19 protein-coding genes are annotated in these 21,346 nt (G+C 56.7%); 17 read left to right on the forward strand and 2 right to left on the reverse strand.

Annotated elements, in window-relative coordinates:
- Positions 1 to 2 precede the first annotated feature (2 nt).
- The 17 genes from xseA to JW953_07255 all read left to right on the forward strand — a co-directional run bounded on the left by xseA (position 3) and on the right by JW953_07255 (position 18,817).
- Positions 3 to 1,229, forward strand: coding sequence for an exodeoxyribonuclease VII large subunit (gene xseA, locus JW953_07175; protein ID MBN1992471.1), 1,227 nt, complete (start codon positions 3 to 5; stop codon positions 1,227 to 1,229).
- Between the two features lie 33 nt (positions 1,230 to 1,262).
- Complete coding sequence (locus JW953_07180) at positions 1,263 to 2,210, forward strand: NAD-dependent epimerase/dehydratase family protein (GenBank protein MBN1992472.1); 948 nt, start codon at positions 1,263 to 1,265, stop codon at positions 2,208 to 2,210.
- 8 nt (positions 2,211 to 2,218) lie between these two features.
- Positions 2,219 to 2,458: an exodeoxyribonuclease VII small subunit gene (gene xseB, locus JW953_07185; GenBank protein ID MBN1992473.1), complete on the forward strand. Its 240-nt coding sequence runs from the start codon at positions 2,219 to 2,221 to the stop codon at positions 2,456 to 2,458.
- 11 nt (positions 2,459 to 2,469) lie between these two features.
- A complete protein-coding gene (locus tag JW953_07190) occupies positions 2,470 to 4,908 on the forward strand; it encodes a hypothetical protein (protein MBN1992474.1) in 2,439 nt (812 codons plus the stop codon).
- Between the two features lie 83 nt (positions 4,909 to 4,991).
- Positions 4,992 to 6,077 (forward strand): polysaccharide deacetylase family protein, encoded by a 1,086-nt coding sequence (locus JW953_07195; GenBank protein MBN1992475.1) that lies wholly within the window; start codon positions 4,992 to 4,994, stop codon positions 6,075 to 6,077.
- A gap of 19 nt (positions 6,078 to 6,096) precedes the next feature.
- Positions 6,097 to 7,818, forward strand: coding sequence for an NFACT family protein (locus JW953_07200; protein MBN1992476.1), 1,722 nt, complete (start codon positions 6,097 to 6,099; stop codon positions 7,816 to 7,818).
- A gap of 73 nt (positions 7,819 to 7,891) precedes the next feature.
- Positions 7,892 to 8,275: a HEPN domain-containing protein gene (locus JW953_07205; GenBank protein MBN1992477.1), complete on the forward strand. Its 384-nt coding sequence runs from the start codon at positions 7,892 to 7,894 to the stop codon at positions 8,273 to 8,275.
- A complete protein-coding gene (locus JW953_07210) occupies positions 8,232 to 8,600 on the forward strand; it encodes a nucleotidyltransferase domain-containing protein (protein MBN1992478.1) in 369 nt (122 codons plus the stop codon). Before JW953_07205 ends, JW953_07210 begins: the two co-directional genes overlap by 44 nt.
- Before the next feature lie 112 nt (positions 8,601 to 8,712).
- Positions 8,713 to 9,387 (forward strand): 16S rRNA (cytidine(1402)-2'-O)-methyltransferase, encoded by a 675-nt coding sequence (gene rsmI / locus JW953_07215; GenBank protein ID MBN1992479.1) that lies wholly within the window; start codon positions 8,713 to 8,715, stop codon positions 9,385 to 9,387.
- A 3-nt stretch (positions 9,388 to 9,390) separates the two neighbouring features.
- Positions 9,391 to 10,476, forward strand: coding sequence for a queuine tRNA-ribosyltransferase family protein (locus JW953_07220; GenBank protein ID MBN1992480.1), 1,086 nt, complete (start codon positions 9,391 to 9,393; stop codon positions 10,474 to 10,476).
- Positions 10,477 to 10,491: 15 nt separating this feature from the next.
- On the forward strand, positions 10,492 to 11,298 hold the full coding sequence (locus tag JW953_07225) for a 16S rRNA methyltransferase (GenBank protein MBN1992481.1): 807 nt from the start codon (positions 10,492 to 10,494) through the stop codon (positions 11,296 to 11,298).
- The gene (locus tag JW953_07230) at positions 11,295 to 12,116 is read left to right on the forward strand and encodes a hypothetical protein (protein MBN1992482.1); all 822 of its coding nucleotides are present in this window, start codon (positions 11,295 to 11,297) and stop codon (positions 12,114 to 12,116) included. The genes JW953_07225 and JW953_07230 overlap by 4 nt, the downstream gene beginning before the upstream one ends.
- A 135-nt stretch (positions 12,117 to 12,251) precedes the next feature.
- The gene (locus tag JW953_07235; GenBank protein MBN1992483.1) at positions 12,252 to 13,301 is read left to right on the forward strand and encodes a LacI family DNA-binding transcriptional regulator; all 1,050 of its coding nucleotides are present in this window, start codon (positions 12,252 to 12,254) and stop codon (positions 13,299 to 13,301) included.
- A gap of 24 nt (positions 13,302 to 13,325) precedes the next feature.
- Positions 13,326 to 14,768, forward strand: coding sequence for an L-fucose/L-arabinose isomerase family protein (locus tag JW953_07240; GenBank protein MBN1992484.1), 1,443 nt, complete (start codon positions 13,326 to 13,328; stop codon positions 14,766 to 14,768).
- Between the two features lie 233 nt (positions 14,769 to 15,001).
- Entirely contained in the window at positions 15,002 to 16,681 is a 1,680-nt protein-coding gene (gene araB / locus JW953_07245) for a ribulokinase (protein MBN1992485.1), read from the forward strand.
- A 32-nt stretch (positions 16,682 to 16,713) separates the two neighbouring features.
- Positions 16,714 to 17,355: an L-ribulose-5-phosphate 4-epimerase gene (locus tag JW953_07250; GenBank protein MBN1992486.1), complete on the forward strand. Its 642-nt coding sequence runs from the start codon at positions 16,714 to 16,716 to the stop codon at positions 17,353 to 17,355.
- A 67-nt stretch (positions 17,356 to 17,422) separates the two neighbouring features.
- Positions 17,423 to 18,817 carry an alpha-glucosidase/alpha-galactosidase gene (locus tag JW953_07255; protein ID MBN1992487.1) on the forward strand — a complete coding sequence of 465 codons (1,395 nt, stop codon included), beginning with the start codon at positions 17,423 to 17,425 and terminating at the stop codon, positions 18,815 to 18,817.
- 294 nt (positions 18,818 to 19,111) lie between these two features.
- Here JW953_07255 and JW953_07260 read toward each other — a convergent pair whose 3' ends face one another.
- Positions 19,112 to 19,309, reverse strand: coding sequence for a hypothetical protein (locus tag JW953_07260; GenBank protein ID MBN1992488.1), 198 nt, complete (start codon positions 19,307 to 19,309; stop codon positions 19,112 to 19,114).
- A 193-nt stretch (positions 19,310 to 19,502) separates the two neighbouring features.
- Entirely contained in the window at positions 19,503 to 21,239 is a 1,737-nt protein-coding gene (locus tag JW953_07265) for an N-acetylmuramoyl-L-alanine amidase (protein ID MBN1992489.1), read from the reverse strand.
- Between the last annotated feature and the right edge of the window lie 107 nt (positions 21,240 to 21,346).

Consider the following 21,346-nt stretch of genomic DNA (forward strand, 5'->3'; position numbering starts at 1 on the left):
CCATGTACCAGCCAACGCTTTTTGACGACTCGCCGCATGTTTTCAGCGTCAGCGCCATTAATGCCTACCTCCGCCAAAAACTGGAGGCCGACTTTACCCTGCAAGACCTGTGGCTTGAAGGCGAAATCTCTAACTGGAAACCGGCTGCCTCGGGGCACATCTACTTTACCCTCAAGGATGACCAGGCCAGCATCCGCTGCGTGATTTGGCGCTCGCAGGCCAGTCGCCTGATTTATTTGCCCCAAGGCGACGGCGAGGCCGTGCTGGCCCACGGCAAAATCTCCGTGTACGAGGCGGGCGGCAATTACCAATTTTACGTAGACGATCTTGAGCCGGCCGGGCAGGGCGCGCTCTACGCCCAATTTGAATGCCTCAAAGTCAGGCTTGCCGCCGAAGGGCTGTTTGACCCGGAACTAAAGAAACCCCTGCCCCTATTCCCCCAACGGCTGGGGCTGGTCACCTCACCCCAGGGAGCCGCCCTGCGCGATATTCTCAACGTTCTCCGCCGCCGTTATCCCCTAGTGCAGGTCATTCTTTCTCCCACCCCCGTTCAGGGCGAAACGGCGCCGCCTCAAATCATTGCCGCCTTGGAAGCAGTGGCTCGATACGGGGTTAATCAACCAGGGGTTGACGTAATCATTCTGGCCCGGGGCGGCGGCAGCCTGGAAGATTTGTGGGCCTTTAATAACGAAGCTTTGGCCCGGGCCATTGCCGCCTGTCCCGTGCCCATTATTACCGGGATAGGGCATGAAGTTGACTTTACCATTGCCGATTTTGTGGCCGACGTCCGCGCCCCCACTCCTTCCGCCGCAGCCGAGTTAGCCACCCCTGACCGTTTGGAACTGGAACGATTGCTCTATAATCACCAACTCGCCTTAACCGACGCCGCCCAACAAGTGGCAGCCACTGCCCAAACCCATTTGCAGCAGCAACAGTGGGCGTTGGCCCAACGCTCGCCCCAGGTCCAGGTCAATAATTACCGCCAGCGTATTGACGTCGTCGTCAATCGCGCCACCCAAACCCTGCGGCATCACTTGGCCCTGCAACAAGAACGGGTCAAAACCCTGGCTGCTCAACTCCAGGCTCTCAACCCGCCCGCCACCCTGGCCCGAGGCTACGCCATTGTGCAGAAAAATCAAAGCGTCATCACCCAAACCGGCCAGGTGTGCCCGGGAGATGACCTGCTTATTCAGGTGAGCAACGGTGAGTTTGGCGCAACTGTAAAATAATTTGCCATTTACAAACCTCTGGAGAAAACACCCTTGAAAATTCTTGTCACCGGCAGTAGCGGCCAGATTGGCACCAATTTATGCCTGGCCTTGATTCAAAAAGGCATTTCCGTTTTGGGCATTGACTGGCGGGAAAACACCTGGACGGCCAAAATCCCCACCCTCCGGCGTAACCTGGCCCAACAGGGGATGCCGACTCCGGCGGAAATGGCAATGGCTCAGCCGGGCTTTACCCGGCCCGACCTGGTGGTGCATCTGGCCGCCAATGCCAAAGTGCATGAATTGGTCCAGGAGCCGAGCCGCGCTCACGAAAACGCCACCATCACCTTTAATGTTCTGGATTTCTGCCGCTGCCAGCAAACGCCCATTATTTTCAGTAGTTCCAGAGAAGTGTATGGCCGGCCCGAACCCCCCGCGGTAAAAGAAATCACCGCCGACGTGTTTCATATCCTCAGCCCCTACGCCGCCTACAAAATGGCCGACGAGATGTTGATTTATGCCTACGCCAATTGTTACAATCTCAAATACCTCATCTTCCGTTTGAGCAACGTGTACGGCCGCTACGATAGCGACCTGGAGCGTATGACGCGCGTACTGCACATCTTCATCAGCCGGATGCGCCGGGGCCAACCCATCACCATTTACAACCGGGCCAAACTGCTTGATTTTACCTACATTGACGATTGCATTGACGGCCTGATGTTGGGCATTGAAAAAATGCAAACTGGAGACGTGATCAACGAAACCTTTAACCTCAGCTCCGGCAGCCCGGCCACCCTGCTGCAACTGGCCGAAACGATTGCCGCCAATCTGGGCCTTACGCCCCAAATCATTGACAAACCCACCCAGCCCGGCGAGATCAATTTTTACATTGCCGACCTCAGCAAAGCGGAAGAATTGCTGGGCTTTAAGCCCAAAGTCCCTTTTGCGGAAGGGATCAGGCGGGCCATCAATTGGACGCTGGCCTGGGAGAGAGAATAGGAAAGACCATGAGCCAACAGAGTCAAACCAATATCGAAGCATTGAGCTTTGAGCAAGCCTATCGTGAATTGGAAGAAACAACGCAAAAATTGGAAGCCGGCAACTTACCCCTGGCCGAAGCCCTGGCCCTGTACCAGCGGGGGATGGCCCTGGCTAAACACTGCGGCCGGCAATTGGACCAGGCCGAATTGACCATTCAAGCCCTATCCCCCTCCGGCGACCTGGCCGATTTTGACGAAGAAGCCTAAGTGGCCCGGCCATGCTGAACGCGGTTTACTGGTTCCAGCCCGACCCCGGCCCCTTGACCGCCAAAGCCTGGCTGATTTATGCCTTTTACGTGTTTTTTTTTCTGGGGTGGGTGGCCTGGTCAGGTTGGCAACTACTTCGCCCGCCGGTTCATAAAAGTGGAGGCGCGGCTTTTCACCTGCCTCATTTTGAACTGGCGATTGGCCTGGCGGGGCTGGCCCTGGTGGGGGCGCGGCTGGCCCTGGTGCCGGGCTGGTCGGCCCGCATCTGGCCGCCGCTGCTGCTGGGCCTGACCTTGAGTGGGCCGGCCCTCAGAGTTTGGGCCTCTCGTCCCACCGCCCCCCTGGACCATGCCTGGGCGCTGCTGACCTTCCGGGAGGTTGGCCCGCCCCTGCCGTTACGCTGGCAGCTAGGGCTGTGGGCCTTCCACCTGGCGGGCCTGGCCGGGTGGGTGCGCGCTGTGGGCCGGCCTTTCTGGTGGAGTGTGGTTTTGTGGAACGCCCTCCTGGCCCTTCAGCTATTACTGGCCGGGCTGACTTCCCCTCACCGGCGGCGAATCTACGTAACGCCCTTACTGCCGCTGGGCCTGGCCTACTTCAGCGCCGGCTTGTGTTTGTTGTTCAACCTGCCCCAATCCACCCTACCTGTGCCCACCTACCCCGGCCTGGCCACGCTCTATTGGCTGCCCTTCTATCTGAGCAGTATGACCGTGGCCGCGGTGCTGTATACCCTGCTGCTGGAACTGTTCTACTTAAAGCGAAACCTCACCCGTATAATGGTTTACCCCTTAGCCGGCCTCCTTATTGCAGCTTCGTTGGGCTGGCTGGCCTTTGAACTGTTCAGCCATCGCACCCACGGCGTCACCGGCACCGATCCCTACGGTTACGCCCAGGTGGCGGTTGACCTAGTTGAGCGCGGCACCGTTTTGCATCAGTTTGATCTGTTCCCCCGTATTGCCGATTTACCCCTGGCCTGGGCCCCGGTGATTGCCCTGGGGTATCACCTGCCGCTCAACGCCGCCGGCCAGGCCGCCAGCGTGTGGCCGTTAGGTATGTCTATCCTGTTGGCCGGCGGATACCGTTTATTCGGCGAATCCGGCCTGTATATCACAACGCCGCTGCTGGCTCTGCTCACGGCCTTAAGCGTAGGCTGGCTCACCCTGGTCACCGCAATGGACCGGTTCCGCTTTAAGGATGGCCTGCCCCCCGCTTGGGCCTTTATGGCCGGAGGCGCGGCCCTGTTAGTTTGGGCCACCTCTTACGAAGTGGTTGACCGCGCCCTGGTGCCAATGGCCGACGTGGCCGCCGCCCTGTTCACCACGCTTATGTGGCTGGCCTTGCTCAAAGTGCATCACAAATCAAAAGAGCTTTTGCCGCCCTTTGGGTCTTATCTCATGCCGGCTTTCATTGCCGGCCTGGCCCTGGGCCTGGCCTTTGATGTGCGGTATACCCAATTGATGTTGGGCGCCAGCCTGATCCTTGGCCTGGCCTGGTTAAGAGGAGTTACGCGCCGGCAACAAGCCGCATTATTGGCCCTGAGCGGGGCGGGGGCGCTGCTCACCGCTCTGCCCGACATCGTCTACCGCTGGCGCGTATTTGGCAGCCCCCTGGCTAACCCGCAGGCCCGTGAACTGGCCCACTTTGCCCCGGCCAATATCGGGCCTACTTTCACCGGTATTTTTCAAGAGATGTTCCGAGGGCCTGAACTTGGCCTGCTGGCTCCCTTTCTATTGGTCGGCCTTATCTGGCACTGGCGACAAGACCGGCGCGGCTGGCTCATCCTGGCCGCCGGCGCGCTGGCCGTGCTGCTTTTGCAATTGCCCTACCAGTCGCTGCGCTTGCGCGATCTGCTTCCTTTATTCCCTTTATTGGCGGTCTGGACCGGCCTGGGCTGGACCTGGACGTGGCGCTTACTGGTCAACGCGCCCCTGCGTCCGGCAAAAATGCCCCCCCGCCTGGCCAATCTTCTGATTATGGGCGCCATCTGCCTGACCCTGCTGTTGCCCCTGGTGCGCATTACGCCCCTGGTAACGCGCGCCTGGCAACCCCACCGTGCCTCATTTGGTTACGTCACCATCTCTGAACGAGCGGCGCTGGCCAAAATAAACCTATTCACCCCTGACCCCGCCGCTATTGGCGTCCACTATAATGGTGGGGCCATCACCCTGCATAGCCAGCGCTGGATATTTTATCCCGGCGGCTGGACTGAAGCCGAATTATCTTGTTTTCTGGCCCGCATGGCCCATCACGGCACGCCTGTTTTCCTGCTCAACGACGGCCCTTCGGTGCAGCCCACCATTGCCCGGTTGGCTGCCGCCGCCCGGCTGCGGCCCATTGCCTGTTTGGACGTTCCCCTGCCGGCGGGCGACGACGCCAGCGGCCAGTTGTATGAGGTGTTGGGGAGTAAAACTTATTCTGAAACCAATTGTAAACCGGAGAATAAACTTTATTGACACTCATCCCTTCTATTTTGACATCCCCCCGCCCTCCACGTATACTTTAAGTTTGATTTTATTACCGTCAGGTGTTTTAAATTATGTCAATCACGCGGGGACTGGCCAGGCGGATACTGGCCCGTTATTGGTTTATTGTTCCCATTTTTATCCTGATCGTAGGCCTGCAACTTGGCGCCGGCTTTATGGTATTCAAAAGTATTGGCCTGGGCCTGCAAATCATCGGGCCGGCAGGGCAACAAAACGACGCCCCGCCTTCTCTACCGCCCTTCTCCTTGTCCTTGCCGGGCCGGCCAACGTCCACGCCTGCCAAAACGCCGGCCCCTTTGGGCTCCGCCACCTTTACCCCCAGCCCTACCCGCACCCCCACCCCCCTTCACACCCCCACCGGCACGCTCACGCCCAGCAAAACACCCACGCCTTCGGCCACGCCCACCAACACCTTGACCCCCACCCCGGAACCAACGCCCCTGGGCCAGGGTTTTACGCTGCAAGTGCCTATTCTTATGTACCACTACCTTTCCGCGCCCCCGGCCGACGCCGACGTCTATCGTCTGGACCTTTCGGTAACACCGGAACAATTTGAAAGCCACCTGGCCTATCTGCGCCAGGCCGGCTACGAAACCATCACTATGCAACAACTCGCCTATGCCCTCAGCCGGCAAACGCCCCTGCCGCCCCAACCCATCATCATCACCTTTGACGACGGCTACCGCGACAATTACGAAAATGCCTTCCCCCTGCTACGCAAATACGGTTACACCGGCGTCTTTTTCATCTTTACCTACCCCCTTGACTTTGCCGATCCCCACTACCTCACCTGGGATATGGTCGCAGAGATGCACCGGGCCGGCATGGAATTTGGCTCCCACAGCTATCGCCATTACGACATGCGCGGGCAAGACGTTGACTTTCTCGTCTACGAAATCCTGGCTTCCAAAGAAGCCATTGAGGCCCACACCGGCGAGCCGGTCCGTTTTTTCTCCTACCCCGCCGGAAGCTACGATGACCTGACCATCCGGGTGCTCGACTCCGCCCACTTCTGGAACGCCGTCACCACCGAATGGGGCATTGAGCACGCTTTTGCCAACCGCTTTGAGCTGCCCCGTCTCCGCGTGCGCGGCACCGACACGGCGGCGGATTTGGCGCATAAATTAAATTCGTTTTAACGTTGGCCTTACGTTACCCATGAACTTTGATACCTTTTCTATAGCCGCTATGGCCGCCGAATTACGCCAGATTATTTTGGGCGGTCGGGTGCAGCGGGTCACCCAAATCAACTCGCTCACCTTTGGCCTGGAGATATTCGTCCATCCCACTCGCCACTACCTGATTCTTTCGGCTGAACCCCAGGCCCCGCGCTTACATTTGACAGCGGCCAAAACACGCCGCGGCACCGGCTACGATACGCCCTTAATGCTTGTTCTGCGCAAATACATGCGCGGGGCCAGGCTCAAGGCCATTGAACAGCCGCCCTACGAGCGTATTCTGCATTTTCGCTTCGACACACCCTTTGGCCCCACCGGCCTGGTGGCCGAATTATTGGGCACGCGCAGCAACCTGATTTTGCTGGATGCCGGGCAAACCATCTTGGGAGTAGCCCGTCTCTCCCACCCCGCCGCCCCCACCGGTCAGCGCCTGCTCACCCCCAACCGGCCCTACCAACCCCCACCAGCCCAGAATAAACTGCTACCCACCGAACTGAGCGAATTGACCCTGCGCCGGGAACTGGGCGAAGCCTCGCCCCAGCTTCACCTGTCTCGTTTGCTCACCGGCGTGCTGGCCGGCGTCAGCCCTCTCCTGGCCTGGGAGATTGTCTACCGGGCTACCGGCCACGCCAATACCAAAGTGGCCCAGCTTGCCGAGTTAACGCCGCTGCTCAAGGCCTTTGACGAACTGTTTGACCACCTCCGGCAAAACCAGTGGCAGCCCACCCTGGCTTTTGACAAAGATGGCCTGCCGACGGCCTTTGCCCCTTATCCCCTCCACCACCTGGCCCACACCCAACCCACTACCACCTTCTCTGCCGCCGTAGAAACCTACTTTGCCGAAGCCGCTGCCGGGTACGCCGCCGCCAAAACGCCCTTAGCGCAAGCCATTGGCGACGCCCGCCAAAAACTCGCCCGCCGCCGCGAACGGCTGCAAGAAGATGCCGCCGCCCTGGCCAATCCCCTGGCCTTTAAGGAACAGGGCGAAATGATCCTGGCTTGCGCCCATCAAATTCAACCGGGGCAAAAAGAATTGGTGGTTGATTGGCTGCCCGGCGAGTCGCCCGCCGTGATCGCCCTCAACCCGGCCCTCTCCCCCGGCGACAACGCCCAACAATACTTCAACCGCTACCGCAAAGCCCAACGCGCCGCCGAAGAAATTCCGGCCCAACTTAAAAATGTTGAATTGGAAGAAAGTTACCTGGAACAGTTAGAGCAGGATTTAGCCATGGCCGAAGACCGCCCGGAAATTGACGTGATTGCCGAGGCCCTGGCCGAAGTAGGCTACTATCGCTCCAAAAAAGAGCGCAAACAACGCCAAAAACAGGCGACCGGCCGTTACCTGCGCCTGGCCGCGCCCAAGGGGGCCACCGTGTGGGTGGGCAAAAACGCCCTGCAAAACGCGCACCTCACCTTTAACCGCGCCGCCCCGGACGACCTGTGGCTACACGCGCGTAACGTCCCTGGCGCGCACGTTGTCATCCCTACCGCCCAGGGTTTGCCTGCCGAAGCAGACGTTTTTTGGGCCGCCGGTGTGGCCGCTTATTACTCCCGCGCCCGCCACGATACCGGCGTAGAAGTGGACGTAACCCTCAAAAAACACGTCCGGGCCATCAAAGGCGCTGCCCCGGGCCTGGTCACCTACCGTAACGAATCTACTTTGCGGGTGGCGCCAATAGCGCCGGAGGGGGATAATGAATGATTGAACCGCAATTGTGGATATACCAAGATGCGGTTACAATACCTTATACCGATATGCAGAGAGGAGAGCCATGATGGCCAATCGGTCTGGGGATTGGTTTGTCCAGGCAGAACGGGACCTTGAACAGGCCAATTCGTCGCGCGCAGAAAAGCGCCACGAATGGGCCTGTTTTGCCGCTCAGCAAGCTGCTGAAAAAGCAGTGAAGGCGCTTCATTTGGCATTGGGACAAGAGGCCTGGGGTCACATGGTGGCCCGCTTGCTGCAAGAACTACCTGTTCCGGTGACAACCAATTTGATTGAAAAAGCGCAAGTGTTAGATGGTTTCTACATTCCCACCCGATACGCCAATGGACACCCGGAAGGCCCACCCTTTGCCCACTATGGAGATTTACAAAGTCGCGAGGCAATTCAATATGCCGGTGAAATCCTTGAATTCGTCCGTACTCAAATGGCCTGATCAAGCCCAGATTGGCCGGGCAGTGCAACAATGGGCTAACCGAGAAGCACCCCGGCACGCTGAATTGATACGGCTGGGATATTTTGGCTCTTATGCCCGCGGTGATTGGGGCGTAGGCAGCGATCTGGATTTGATTGCCGTAGTCAGCGAAACAGATGAGCCGTTTGAACGGCGAGCGTTAACCTGGAACCTAACCTCCCTGCCGGTTCCGGCGGAACTTCTGGTTTATACTCAGGCCGAGTGGGAGCAACTACAAGCCAGGGGGGGACGTTTTGCCCAAACCCTGCGCCAGGAAGTTGTCTGGTTGGATACGTCCCAAACTTGAATGTATTCTTTTCCCTTCCGACAGGTATTTAGAAAAAAGTTTTTATTTTTTGCCGGGCAGAAACACAACAATGTCCTGGCTCTAGCCAACAGCCAACGCGCCAAGAGAGGCCATGCTCTATCTGGTAGCCACCCCCATTGGAAATTTAAGCGACATCACCCTGCGCGCGTTAGAAACGCTGGGCCAGGTTGACCTGATTGCCAGCGAAGACACCCGCAAAACCGGTCGGCTGCTCAAACATTACCAGATCGGCAAACCCCAACTCTCCTTTCACGAACACAACGAGACGCGGGCCGGCGAGAAAATTATGGCGTTGCTAGAACAAGGTCAATCCGTGGCCCTGGTCACCAACGCCGGCACGCCCGGCATCTCCGACCCCGGCTTCACCCTGGTCCGCCGGGCCATTGACGCGGGCCTGGAAGTGACCATGATTCCGGGTCCCAGCGCCCTGGTGATGGCCCTGGTGTTGTCGGGCCTGCCAGTGCACAGCTTTACCTTTCGCGGTTTTCCCCCGCGCAAGGCCGGCCCGCGGCGGCGTTTTTTCCAGGTAGACCAGGAGTCGCCCCACACCCTGATTTATTACGAGAGTCCCTACCGCCTCAAAGCCTGCCTGGCCGACGCTCTGGAGATCTTTGGCAATCGCAAAGCCGCCATCGCCAACGACCTGACCAAACTGTACGAATCGGTCCAACGCGGCGCCCTGGCCGAGTTGGTCAGCGAAACGGAAAACGTTGAACCCCGCGGCGAGTATACCATTGTGATTGCGGGCACCGAAAGTAGAGTATAAACCATGCCTCCGGCCAGAAACATTTTAAACCTCCCCTACGGCCGGCTATCCCTCCCGGCTTTCCTGCCCGACGCCACCCGCGGCGTGGTGCGTGCCGTGGACAGCGCCGACCTGGAACGCTGCGGCGTGCAGGCCCTGGTGATGAACACCTTTCACCTGATGCAGCGGCCTGGCTCGTCCACCGTGCAGGCCCTGGGCGGGCTGCATCAAATGGCGGGTTGGCCGCGGCCCATTGTCACCGACTCCGGCGGCTTTCAGGCTTACTCCCTGATCCGACAAAACCCCAAAAACGGACGTTTGAGCGAGCAGGGCCTCACCTTCTGGCCGGAAGGCGCCGCGCGGAAATACCAACTCACCCCGGAAAAAACCATCCAGTTGCAAATGAACTACGGCGCCGATATTGTGATCTGCCTGGACGACTGCACCCATCCCCACGACCCCCGCGAAACCCAGGAGATTTCCGTGCGCCGGACCATTTCCTGGGCCAAACGCGGCCAAAACACCTTCCGGCGGCTCATTGAACAAAAAAACCTTGCTGTAGAACAACAACCCAAACTATACGCCGTGATCCAGGGCGGAGATTTCCGCGACCTGCGGCGGGCGTGCGCGGAGGAGTTACTGGCCATTGGCTTTGACGGGTATGGTTACGGCGGCTGGCCCCTGGATGCGGCCGGCCATTTACTCACCGAAACCCTGGCTTACATCCGGGAACTGGTACCGCCGGAGTATCCCCTGCACGCCCTGGGCGTCGGACACCCGGCCAACGTGGTCGCCTGCGCCCGGCTGGGCTACGATCTATTCGACAGCGCTATGCCTACCCGCGATGCCCGGCGCGGCCGGTTGTACGCTTTTACGACTGAAACCGGCCTGGCCGGGGAATGGTTCACCTACGTTTACGCTCCCGACAACAAACACATCAAAACCGATGCGCCCGTATCGCCCTATTGCGATTGTTTGTGCTGCGCCAATTACTCGTTGGGTTATCTGCATCATTTATTCAAAATTAACGACAATCTCTTCTTCCGGCTGGCCACCATCCACAATCTCCGCTTTATGACCCAACTGACCGAACGGTTGCGCGATTTTTAAGATTCTCTAAAAATTATGAACGCCGATCAATTAGACCGGCTGGTGGAAACCATTCTGGCCAGCCCCAAATACAAACATATCTGCCGGGATTTTGTCCGTAACATTGGCGTGCAGGAACTGACCAAACGGCGCAATTTAAAAGAAGCCGTTAAAGTCACCAAAAACAAACTGCACCAGGTGGGCGGGGCCTACTGGCCAGGCAAAACAGATTACGCCGCCTGGCTGGCCGAACTGCGTGAAGCTCGCGCCGCCGGCAAAGCAGACTTTCTCCGGGCCTGTCTCCGCATCCAAAGCCACCACACTTCCACCCGGGAACGGCTGCCCGGCCTGGAAAAATTCTACCCCACCGTCCTGGCCGGCCTGCCCCCTATCCACTCGGTCATTGACCTTGCCTGCGGCCTTAATCCGCTGTCCATCCCCTGGATGTCGCTGCCTGGCCAGGTGGAATATTTTGCTTACGACATTTACCGGGACATGATAGAGTTTTTGACCCAATTTATGGACCTCGCGGGCGTCAACGGCCGGGCCGAAGCCCGCGACGTGATCCATGCCTGTCCCACCCACTCCGTAGATTTAGCCCTGGTGCTCAAGGCCATTCCCTGTCTAGAACAAGTGAACAAAGCGGCGGGTACTCGTTTGCTAGACACCCTCCAGGCTGACTATCTACTGGTCTCATTTCCGGCGCATAGTTTAGGGGGCAGCCGAAAAGGGATGGCCGTTAGCTACGAGGCCAGATTTGAGGAGATGATGGCTAACAGAGATTGGCCGATGAAACGGTTTGCCTTTGCCCATGAACTGGTATTTCTGGTAAACAAAAAATGACTTCAGCCCAATCCAAGGTTGACCTCGAAGCGCTTGTGGCCGAGATCAAACAATCCAAAAAATACCGCCACCTCGGCGTCTGCGAAGAAACCATTCGGGACTTGTTAACCACTGAACTGGCCCGCCATTCTAAAAAGGCGGATGTCCTTAAAGCGGCCCGAAAAAAACTGCACGAAGTCGTCGCTCCTTACCTGGGCGATCCCAACTACGCCACAGCTACGGCCGAATTAAACGCCGCCTTTCAAACGGCCCACCCGGAAACTCTCAAAGCCACCTGCGCCCGCCTGATGCAGACCCATGCCACCACCCGAGAACGGCTGCCCGTTCTGGCCGATTTTTACGAACGTATTTTTCAAATAACCGGCCGGCCCGCCCGCCTGCTGGACCTGGCCTGCGGTCTGAATCCCCTGGCCCTCCCCTGGATGGATTTGCCTCCCGCCGTCCTTTACTACGCCTACGATATTCATCAAACCCGCATAGATTTTTTGAATCACTTTTTCCGCGGCCAGGGCCTGCCGCCCCTGGCCAGACATCAAGATATTCTGCTTGATTTTCCCCAAGAAACAGGCGACGTGGCCTTGATTCTAAAAGAAGTTCATCGTTTTGAACGGCGCCAGCCGGGTTGTACGCTCCCCCTGCTAGATGCCTTGCGCGTCCGCCACCTGGTGATCTCCTTTCCTACCCGCAGTTTGAGCGGCCGCCGCAGCCTGACCGAACAGTATCGAGAGCTATTCTTTGCTCTCATCAAAGACAGGCCGTGGCCGGTGACCGAGATCATGTTTGAGCATGAATTGGTGTTTTGTGTTGAAAAATCTTGAGGGGGAATAAATACAGACATTCGACTTTGAATTTCTGCGGAGGGATAAGCCCTCAACCTCTAGGCCATTTGACTCTAAAAACCTTCTGTACTAAACTGTTATCGTTCCCGTGAACGATAACGAATAGGTTTGCGGATGGCTATAAGACCCAGAAAAATCACAATCAAACAGGTGGCGCAAGAGGCGGGCGTATCCACCCAAACCGTCTCCCGCGTGCTCAATGATCGGCCCGACGTGGCTTCTCAAACCCGGCAGCAAATCCTGGACATCATTGATCGGCTGGGTTACCAACCCAGCGCCCTGGCCCGTAGCCTCATCCAACAAAGAAGCTATACCCTGGGCGTGGTCATCGCCGGGCTGCGTTACATTGGCCCCTCGCAAACACTCAACGGCATCACCACCCAGGCCGAGGCAAAGGGTTATTCCCTTCTGCTTAAAAAATTGCCCCGCTTTGATACCGGCAATGTTGAACCCATTTTTAACGATTTGTTGGCCCGCCAGGTGGACGGCATCATCTGGGCTGTGCCCGAAGTAGGCAACAATTGCGACTGGCTGCATGAACGCCTGCCCGGTTTACCGGTCCCGATAATCTTTCTGACTATGCACCAAGAAAGCACCCTCTCCACTGTGGCCGTTGATAACTACCTGGGCGGGTGGCTGGTTACAGAACACTTGCTTAAGCAAGGCTGCCAGCACATTGGCCACCTGGCCGGCCCCTTGACCTGGTGGGAGGCTCGACAGCGCCAGGCCGGTTGGCATGATGCATTGGCCGATGCCGGCCGGCAGGTAGAAAAAAATCACCGGCTTGAAGGCGATTGGTCTTCCCAAAGTGCGGTCACGCCCATCGCCCAACTATTAGCCCAATATCCAGAAATGGATGCCGTATTTGCGGCCAACGACCAAATGGCCTTGACCGTTTTGCAGGTGGCCCACTGCCGGGGGCTGCGGGTGCCCCAGGACCTGGCCGTGGTTGGTTTTGACAATATTCCCGAATCGGCTTACTTCTATCCCCCCCTGACTACCATCCAACACAATCTGCACGAGTTAGGCAGCACGGCTGTCCAAGAAATCATCGGCATGATTGAAGCCAGCCGGGAGTCTGCTGAAGGTGTTTACCAGCCGGAAACGGTTTGGCTCAAACCGCAATTAATTGTTAGAGAAAGTTCCCTCAAAAACCCAATTTAAATTAAGTGCAAAGGAGACTTAAACATGAAACAAGTAACATTAGGCGTTATTGTTGGCAACCGTGGATTTTTCCCCAGCCATCTGTGCAGCACTGGCCGGGAAATCATCCTGAAAGTGTTGCAGGAAGAGGGCATCAAAGCCATCGCGCTTTCGCCCGATGACACCCCTTACGGCAGTGTGGAGAGTTTGAGCGAGGCCCAAAAGTGCGCCGACCTCTTCAAAAAACACCGGGATGAGATTGACGGCATCTTGGTTACGCTGCCCAACTTTGGCGACGAGCGCGGCATTGCCAATACCCTGCGCTTTGCCGGACTAAACGTGCCGGTGCTGATCCAGGCGTTTCCCGATGACGCTGCCAAAATGACCATCGCCGACCGCCGCGATTCTTTCTGCGGCAAAATGTCGGCCTGCAACAACCTCTACCAATACGGCATTAAATATTCGCTCACCAGCCTGCACACCGTTGACCCCGAAAGCGATAGCTTCCGGGCCGACCTGCGCCGTTTTGCCGCCACCTGCCGGGTGGTCGGCGGTCTCCGGGGGGCGCGCTTTGGCATGATTGGGGCGCGACCGGCTGCCTTTAAGACTGTGCGCTTCAGCGAAAAATTGCTAGACCGCTCCGGTATCTCGGTGGATACCCTGGACCTATCAGAACTTTTTGGCCTGGCCGGCCGCATTGCCTCTGGCGACGCCAAGCTCAAGGCCAAAATTGAGCAAATCAAAGATTACGTGCCCACCAAAGGCATCCCCGCCGAGGCCCTGGAAAAAATGGCTAAATTGGGCGTGGTCATTGACAACTGGATGGCCGAAAACAACTTGCAAGCCACGGCCATTCAATGCTGGACCGCTATGCAGGAGTTTTACGGCGTGGTGCCTTGTGCCCTGATGAGCATGATGAGCAACACGCTGATGCCTTCGGCCTGCGAAACAGACATCGCCGGAGTGATGGGCATGTACGTTATGGCCCTGGCCTCGCAGAAACCCAGCGCCATTGTGGACTGGAACAATAACTACGGCGACGACCCAAACAAAGCCGTTGTCTTTCACTGCTCTAACCTACCCAAAGGCGTCTTCACCGATAAAGACGACCCTGGTCTCATCTCGCCCGATGACATCCCGGTGATGGATTATCAAGAGATTATTGCCGGTACGGTGGGCAAAGAGAACACCTATGGCACCTTGGTGGGTCGCGTGCGAGCCAAGCCGTTCACTTACTGCCGCGTATCCACCGACGACTTCAATGGTAAAATCCTGGCCTACGTGGGCGAAGGCGAACTGACTACCGACCCGCTCAAAACCTTTGGCGGTTACGGCGTGGTAAAGGTGCCCAACCTGCAAAAATTACTGGCCTACATCTGTGAAAATGGCTACGAACACCACACCGCCATCAATCTGTCCCAAACCGCGGCCGCCGTCAACGAAGCCCTGGGCAAATACCTGGGTTGGGATGTGTACTATCATCAATAAAATCGCCACATGATACGTGACACTTGATACTATAAAAACAGAATGAGGCCGATACTTCTGTTGAGCGACAAGCTGAATGTCATTTCGAGGCCATAGGCCGAGAAATCTCCTTCTAGAGATACGGTTTTGAGGAGATTTCTCCTGTAAGCGTAGCGGCATCGAATGACATATCCCCCATTGTTACTGAAAGTAACGGTTTCAAACTAATCTCAGTATAATTTGAGGAGGTCAATATGAGTAACAGCAAATACGCCATTGGTGTGGATTTTGGCACCGAATCCGGCCGGGGCGTGATAGTGGATGTGGCAAACGGCCAGGAACTTGCGGCTTATGTTCATATCTACGCCAACGGCGTAATTGACGAAAAACTACCGGGCAGCGGTATCCGCCTGGAACACGACTGGGCGCTGCAAGACCCCAACGATTATCTGGAAGTGTTTAAACACGCCATCCCGGCGATACTTAAAGAGAGCGGCGTGGACCCCGCCGATGTAATTGGCCTGGGCATTGACTTTACAGCCTGCACCATGCTGCCCACCAAAGCCGACGGCACGCCTCTGCGTTTTTTGCCGGAATGGCGCGACAATCCCCATGCCTGGGTAAAGCTGTGGAAGCACCACGCCGCCCAGCCGGAGGCCAACAAACTTAACGAGATTGCCCGCCAGATGGGACAAAAATGGCTCGACCGCTACGGCGGCAAAATCAGCTCCGAATGGTTCTTTCCCAAAGCATGGCAAATTCTGGACGAAGCGCCGGAAGTATACGCGGCTGCCGACCGGCTTATTGAAGGCGCAGATTGGGTGGTCTGGCAGCTTACGGGTAACGAAACGCGCAACTCCTGTACCGCCGGGTACAAGGCCATCTGGTCCAAAAAAGAGGGCTTCCCGGACAAGGAATTTTTTAAGGCGCTCGACCCACGTATGGAAAACATTATTGATGAAAAAATGAGCCACGATATTGCCCCGTTGGGCGGCAAAGCAGGCGGCCTCACCGCAGAAGCCGCGCAGTGGACCGGCCTTAAGCCCGGCACTGCCGTGGCCGTGGCCAATGTTGACGCGCATGTGGCCGTGCCGGCTTCTACCGTGACCGAAGCGGGCCGGATGGTCATCATTATGGGCACGTCCAACTGCCACATGGTTTTGGGCACGGAAGAGCGCATCGTGCCCGGCATGTGCGGCTATGTGGAAGACGGCATCATTCCCGGATTTTACGGCTACGAAGCCGGCCAATCGTGCGTGGGCGACCACTTTGCCTGGTTTACGGAAAATTGCGTGCCGGCGGCCTATGAAGCGGAAGCCAAAAAACGCGGCCTTTCCGTCCATGAATTGCTGGAAGAAAAAGCGGGCCAACTGAAACCGGGCGAAAGCGGCCTGCTGGCTCTGGATTGGTGGAACGGCAACCGCAGCGTATTGGTAGACGTTGATCTGACCGGCATGCTGCTGGGCGCAACCCTGGCCACCAAACCGGAAGAAATCTATCGCGCCCTGATTGAAGCCACGGCCTACGGCACCCGCATCATTATTGAAACCTTTGCCAATAACGACGTGCCGGTCAACGAGATTGTGGCCACGGGCGGCCTGCCCGACCGGAACAAGCTATTGATGCAGATTTATGCCGACGTGACCGGCCGGCCCATTCGCGTGGCCGGAACCAGCCAGGGCGGCGCGCTTGGTTCGGCCATGCACGGAGCAGTGGCAGCGGGCAAAGCAGCCGGGGGCTACGATACCATTGTTGAAGCCAGCCAGAAAATGGCTTGGCTGCGCGACGACAAATACGAACCCATTCCCGCAAACAAGGCAGTCTACGACAAACTCTTTGCCGAGTACGTTACGCTGCACGATTATTTTGGCCGGGGAGCCAACGACGTAATGAAACGGCTCAAGGCTTTGAAAGCAGAAGTCCGCAATAAATAGCAATTTTTTGAGGCTAAGGAGACCAACCCGCCATGCTTGAAGCTTTACGACAAGAGGTATGGGAGCTGCACATGGAGCTGCCCAAAAATGATTTGGTCAAATGGACCGGCGGCAACATCAGCGCCCGCGACCCGGAAACAGGTTACGTGGTCATCAAACCCTCGGGGGTGCGCTACGAGGCCCTGAAACCGGAACACATGGTTATTGTGGATTTGCAGGGTCAAGTGATTGAAGGCCGGCTCAAATATTCATCCGATACAGCCAGCCATCTTTACATCTACCGCCACCGGCCCGACGTGAACGGGGTGGTGCATACCCATTCGCCTTACGCCACGGCCTTTGCCGCGGTCAACAAACCCATTCCGGTTTACCTGACCGCCCATGGCGACGAATTTGGCGGGACTATTCCCTGCGGCGGTTTTGCCCTCATCGGCAGCGAAGACATTGGCAAAGTAGTAGTGGAATCAATTGGCCGTTCGCCGGCCGTCTTGCTGAAAAATCACGGCGTCTTCACCATCGGCGAAACCGTAGAAAAGGCCACCAAAGCAGCGGTGATGGTGGAAGACGTAGCCAAAACGGTGTGGCTGGCCCTGCAAATCGGCCAGCCGGATGAGATTGACCCGGAAGATGTAAAAAAATTGCATTATCGCTACACCAACATTTACGGCCAATAAGTAGGCATCAGAAAGGGATACATGCCGCCTAATTCCTATCCCTTACCCCTATTCATGACTTGAGGAGATAAACCCCATGCCCAAAATCACCTTTATCGGTGCCGGCAGCACCGTATTTGCCAAAAACCTGATGGGCGATATTCTCAGTTACCCGGAATTGGCTAACGCCACCATCAGCCTGCACGATATTAATGAGAAACGCTTGCGGGAATCTGAGGGGGTGGCGCACTGGATTGCCGACAAGCTCCAGGTCAATCCTACTTTTCAAGTGACCACCGACCGGCGCGCCGCACTTGATGGCGCCGATTACGCGATTAGTATGTTCCAGATAGCGGGCTACAAACCCGGCACCGTAATTGACTTTGAAATCCCCAAAAAATATGGCCTGCGCCAGACCATTGCCGATACCCTGGGCATCGGCGGGATTATGCGCGGACTGCGCACCATCCCTGTTCTGCTGGACATGTGCCGGGATATGGAAGAACTCTGCCCGGACGTAACTTTTTTGAATTACGTCAACCCGATGGCCATGCTCTGCTGGGCCGTCAGCCGGGTCAGCAAGATTAAAACCGTGGGCCTATGCCACAGCGTGCAAGGCACGGCCTGGGAATTATCCCATGATATTGGTGTGCCCATTGAAGAGATCAATTACCTTTGCGCGGGCATCAACCACATGGCCTTTTACCTGAAATTTGAGCGTAACGGCGAGAACCTGTACCCCCTGGTTCAGAAGGTGGCCGATGAAGGTCGCGTGCCGGATTACAACCGTGTTCGCTACGAGATGTTCAAGCGGCTGGGCTACTTTGTCACCGAATCCAGCGAGCACTTCAGCGAATACACGCCCTGGTTCATCAAACGAGATCGGCCTGACCTGATTGAAAAGTTCAACATTCCCCTGGATGAATACCTGGGCCGCTGCGAAATACAGATAAAGGCCTGGGATTATGCTCAGGAAATCCAGGGCAACCCCGGCGCTTATTCGGAAGCGGAACTTCGCCGCCGCCTAGAAGGAATCACCGTCATGCCAGGGGCCATCGAGTGGACGGTCGGCGCATTTAAGGAGATGGACCAAATCACCCGCAGCCACGAGTACGGCTCGGGCATCATTCACAGCCTTGAAACCGGCCAACCGCGCGTGGTTTATGGCAACGTGCCCAACACCGGCCTGATTGACAACCTGCCCCAAGGCTGTTGCGTAGAAGTGCCCTGCCTGGTAAACAAAAACGGCATCCAGCCGGTCAAAATTGGCGCCCTGCCGCCCCACCTGGCCGCCTTGATGCAAACCAATATCAACGTGCAGGCGCTCACGGTGGAAGCCGCGCTCACCCAAAAACGGGAACATATTTACCACGCCGCCATGCTCGACCCACACACCGGAGCCGAACTCGACCTGGAACAAATCTGGAATCTGGTAGACGAACTGATTGAGGCTCACGGTGATTGGCTGCCGCCATATCACTAAAAAACCATCAGGCTTTTTAGAAACCCTAATGGTCTATCCAGTCAAAAAGGTCTTCCCTATCTTGCGGAAGACCTTTTTGACTCCTTGCGGAGAAAAGGCAGAGGGTGATCTCCACACCGACTATTCCTTACATGTACGCCTCGTTGCCCAATTGCAACTTACAACCGATGGCGAGGTTGCATCCCCTAACTGCGCCCTCGTCAATCCGGGCTTTGTCCGGGCGCAAGAAGCTTGCGCTTTACGCTTACCATTTACAGACAAAGCCGGGGAACTGAACTGTTTTAAGACAACCCCTTACTTAACGCGCTTGAGGACAGGCAGGCCGTTCTTGCTTTCGGAAACCTGATATCCCGTGGGCACTGTCTCCAGAGCGGACTCTCGCTTATTTTTGGCAAAAAAGTAGATAGTTTGCGGATTGCCGTTCTTGAGCGTCATCTCTTTAGAGTGCAGGATGTAGCTTTGCCCTTTGGAATTTGTGTAAGTATAAGCCATATCTCATCTCCTTTCTTGAGGGATGATAGTACAAGTGTGGATTCTAACGGCGATTATTTCTGTCTTCATTAACAAATCACGCCTGGCAAACACCCTTTGCTACCTTATGTTAACTCCATCGTACCCTAAAATCTTAATTTTGACAAGTTTAGTGTTTTAATATTTTTAACACTCTTAAATCAGATTTTTGAGGCTAATTTCTGCTTTCTACATATCCTTGAACTCGCGCCTTAAGCCGATCTCCCCACCTGGCCCCGCTATCCCACTGCAAACCGGGACTTTGGGTGTTGGCCAATTCTTTGTAACCGTTCACAGCGGCCATGGCCAAACCAAATTGAACCATGAGCCAGGCAATCAACTGCGCCCCGGCCTCAATCTGGGCCGGCGAGGGTGTGGCCTCGGTAAAATCTCCGGCAAAACAGATGCCGATGGCCACAGGGTCGTAAGCGCCGGCATGTTTGGCCTGCGTGGTCAATTCGTTGGTTTGCTGAATCAGGCCATTGGGCGTGATAAAATAATGGTAGCCAATACCCGGCCAGCCCTGCTTATCTACCCGGTGTTCGGCAATACGCTCGGCCCCAATTGTGGGGGCAATGGCAGTGTGATGAATAATAATCCGCCGGATTTGGCTTAAAGGACGGGCAGGAAATTGCCGGTTAGGGTCGCGTTTGAGTTGGTTGGTGATATTTTGGATGGGGGGCATACCCAGGCCCGGCGGAGGGGGAACAGACGGTTCTCCGGTTTCTGGTGGCCGCAGCCCTGGCTGATTCTGTAATTGCTGATTGAGCAACTGCTGCAATTGGCTCTGGAATTGAGCTACTTGATTTTGTAACTGCTGCGCTTGCGCTTGCCACACCGCAGCTTGCTGTATGAGTTGTCCTAACGCCTCCTCGCTAATCGCGGGCGGAGCGCCCCCGGCAGGGCTGACCAGCGAACCCGGAAAAATAGGAGGCGGCGGGGGAGGCAGCGGCGAAGGCGTAACGGGGGGGGTAATAACCGGCGGGCCGACCGGCAATGAAGGTGTAACCGGTTGTAACCGTTTGGGGGCAACCTCACGGTAGGCTTGATAGGCCGGCTTGCGCGTGCCCGCGCTGTCAAGCAAGCCAAAAGGCGCCACCATCCCATCGCTATAACAAAACCAGATCAATTGCTGCACCTTGTTACTATAGTAGGTGGTGATAAGGCGATAATAACGACGCAGAAACTCGGCCACCAAATCCCGGTTGTGACCCAGGTCTTCTTCTTTGACCCCCATTTCGGTGATCCAGATGGGCCGCTGGCCGCCCACCTGGTAATATTTGTTCAGCAAATCCCCTACATACCCAAAAAACCAATCCGGCCTGGGCCAATCGCGGGCCGGACGCTGGCCATAAGGATGAACGGCAATGGCGTCAACGGGCAAGTTGCCCCCCACCGCCTGGACCACGCGCTCCAGCCAACCGGGATCGCCCTTGGCCAATCCCCCGGCCACCACAAACAGATTGCCATTAACAGCCTTGATGGCCTGGTTGGCCTGGCGCAACATTCGGCCAAATACCGCCTCGCGGATGGTGGGAGCGTAACCGGGGTGAACCGGATGGTCCGGCTCGTTCCAGATTTGAAAGGCCGGTTGCCAGGCCAGAAACTCCCCGGCAATCTGCCCGCAACGACGGGCCAGCCGGTCAATATAAGCATCCCATTCCCCCTCTCCCGCGTTGGGGTCGGGCTTGTGGGGATAGGTTTCATAGTTTAAAATAAGCAAAGACTCAATACCGGCTTGCCGATAGGCCCGCACTCTTTCCCGGTAGAATTGAAGCTGGGCCGGATCAAGCCGGTCCCCGCTGCCGGGATCGGCATAGGTAAAACGGACCATTTCCACCCCCAGTTCGCGCAGTTCGGTGGGGGTGGGATTGCCCTTGGCATTTCTGGGATCAATATTTAAACCAAACATAAACTTCCCTTAAAATTAAGTTCTGAGACAAGTTTACTCAGGTAGATGAGATAAGTCAATCATTTACGAGCTATCCCAGGCTTTGAAGATTTTGGTCTGGGGCAGCC

It is taken from the genome of Anaerolineae bacterium, assembly GCA_016931895.1.
GTDB lineage: Bacteria > Chloroflexota > Anaerolineae > 4572-78 > J111 > JAFGNV01.

What these genes read in the sequence shown, in the direction of transcription:
- xseA (MBN1992471.1), top strand. Translation starts at nt 3, where the DNA reads ATGTACCAGCCAACGCTTTTTGACGACTCGCCGCATGTTTTCAGCGTC.
- xseB (MBN1992473.1), top strand. Translation starts at nt 2,219, where the DNA reads ATGAGCCAACAGAGTCAAACCAATATCGAAGCATTGAGCTTTGAGCAA.
- JW953_07190 (MBN1992474.1), top strand. Translation starts at nt 2,470, where the DNA reads ATGCTGAACGCGGTTTACTGGTTCCAGCCCGACCCCGGCCCCTTGACC.
- JW953_07195 (MBN1992475.1), top strand. Translation starts at nt 4,992, where the DNA reads ATGTCAATCACGCGGGGACTGGCCAGGCGGATACTGGCCCGTTATTGG.
- JW953_07200 (MBN1992476.1), top strand. Translation starts at nt 6,097, where the DNA reads ATGAACTTTGATACCTTTTCTATAGCCGCTATGGCCGCCGAATTACGC.
- JW953_07205 (MBN1992477.1), top strand. Translation starts at nt 7,892, where the DNA reads ATGGCCAATCGGTCTGGGGATTGGTTTGTCCAGGCAGAACGGGACCTT.
- JW953_07210 (MBN1992478.1), top strand. Translation starts at nt 8,232, where the DNA reads ATGCCGGTGAAATCCTTGAATTCGTCCGTACTCAAATGGCCTGATCAA.
- rsmI (MBN1992479.1), top strand. Translation starts at nt 8,713, where the DNA reads ATGCTCTATCTGGTAGCCACCCCCATTGGAAATTTAAGCGACATCACC.
- JW953_07220 (MBN1992480.1), top strand. Translation starts at nt 9,391, where the DNA reads ATGCCTCCGGCCAGAAACATTTTAAACCTCCCCTACGGCCGGCTATCC.
- JW953_07225 (MBN1992481.1), top strand. Translation starts at nt 10,492, where the DNA reads ATGAACGCCGATCAATTAGACCGGCTGGTGGAAACCATTCTGGCCAGC.
- JW953_07230 (MBN1992482.1), top strand. Translation starts at nt 11,295, where the DNA reads ATGACTTCAGCCCAATCCAAGGTTGACCTCGAAGCGCTTGTGGCCGAG.
- JW953_07235 (MBN1992483.1), top strand. Translation starts at nt 12,252, where the DNA reads ATGGCTATAAGACCCAGAAAAATCACAATCAAACAGGTGGCGCAAGAG.
- JW953_07240 (MBN1992484.1), top strand. Translation starts at nt 13,326, where the DNA reads ATGAAACAAGTAACATTAGGCGTTATTGTTGGCAACCGTGGATTTTTC.
- araB (MBN1992485.1), top strand. Translation starts at nt 15,002, where the DNA reads ATGAGTAACAGCAAATACGCCATTGGTGTGGATTTTGGCACCGAATCC.
- JW953_07250 (MBN1992486.1), top strand. Translation starts at nt 16,714, where the DNA reads ATGCTTGAAGCTTTACGACAAGAGGTATGGGAGCTGCACATGGAGCTG.
- JW953_07260 (MBN1992488.1), bottom strand. Translation starts at nt 19,309, where the DNA reads ATGGCTTATACTTACACAAATTCCAAAGGGCAAAGCTACATCCTGCAC.
- JW953_07265 (MBN1992489.1), bottom strand. Translation starts at nt 21,239, where the DNA reads ATGTTTGGTTTAAATATTGATCCCAGAAATGCCAAGGGCAATCCCACC.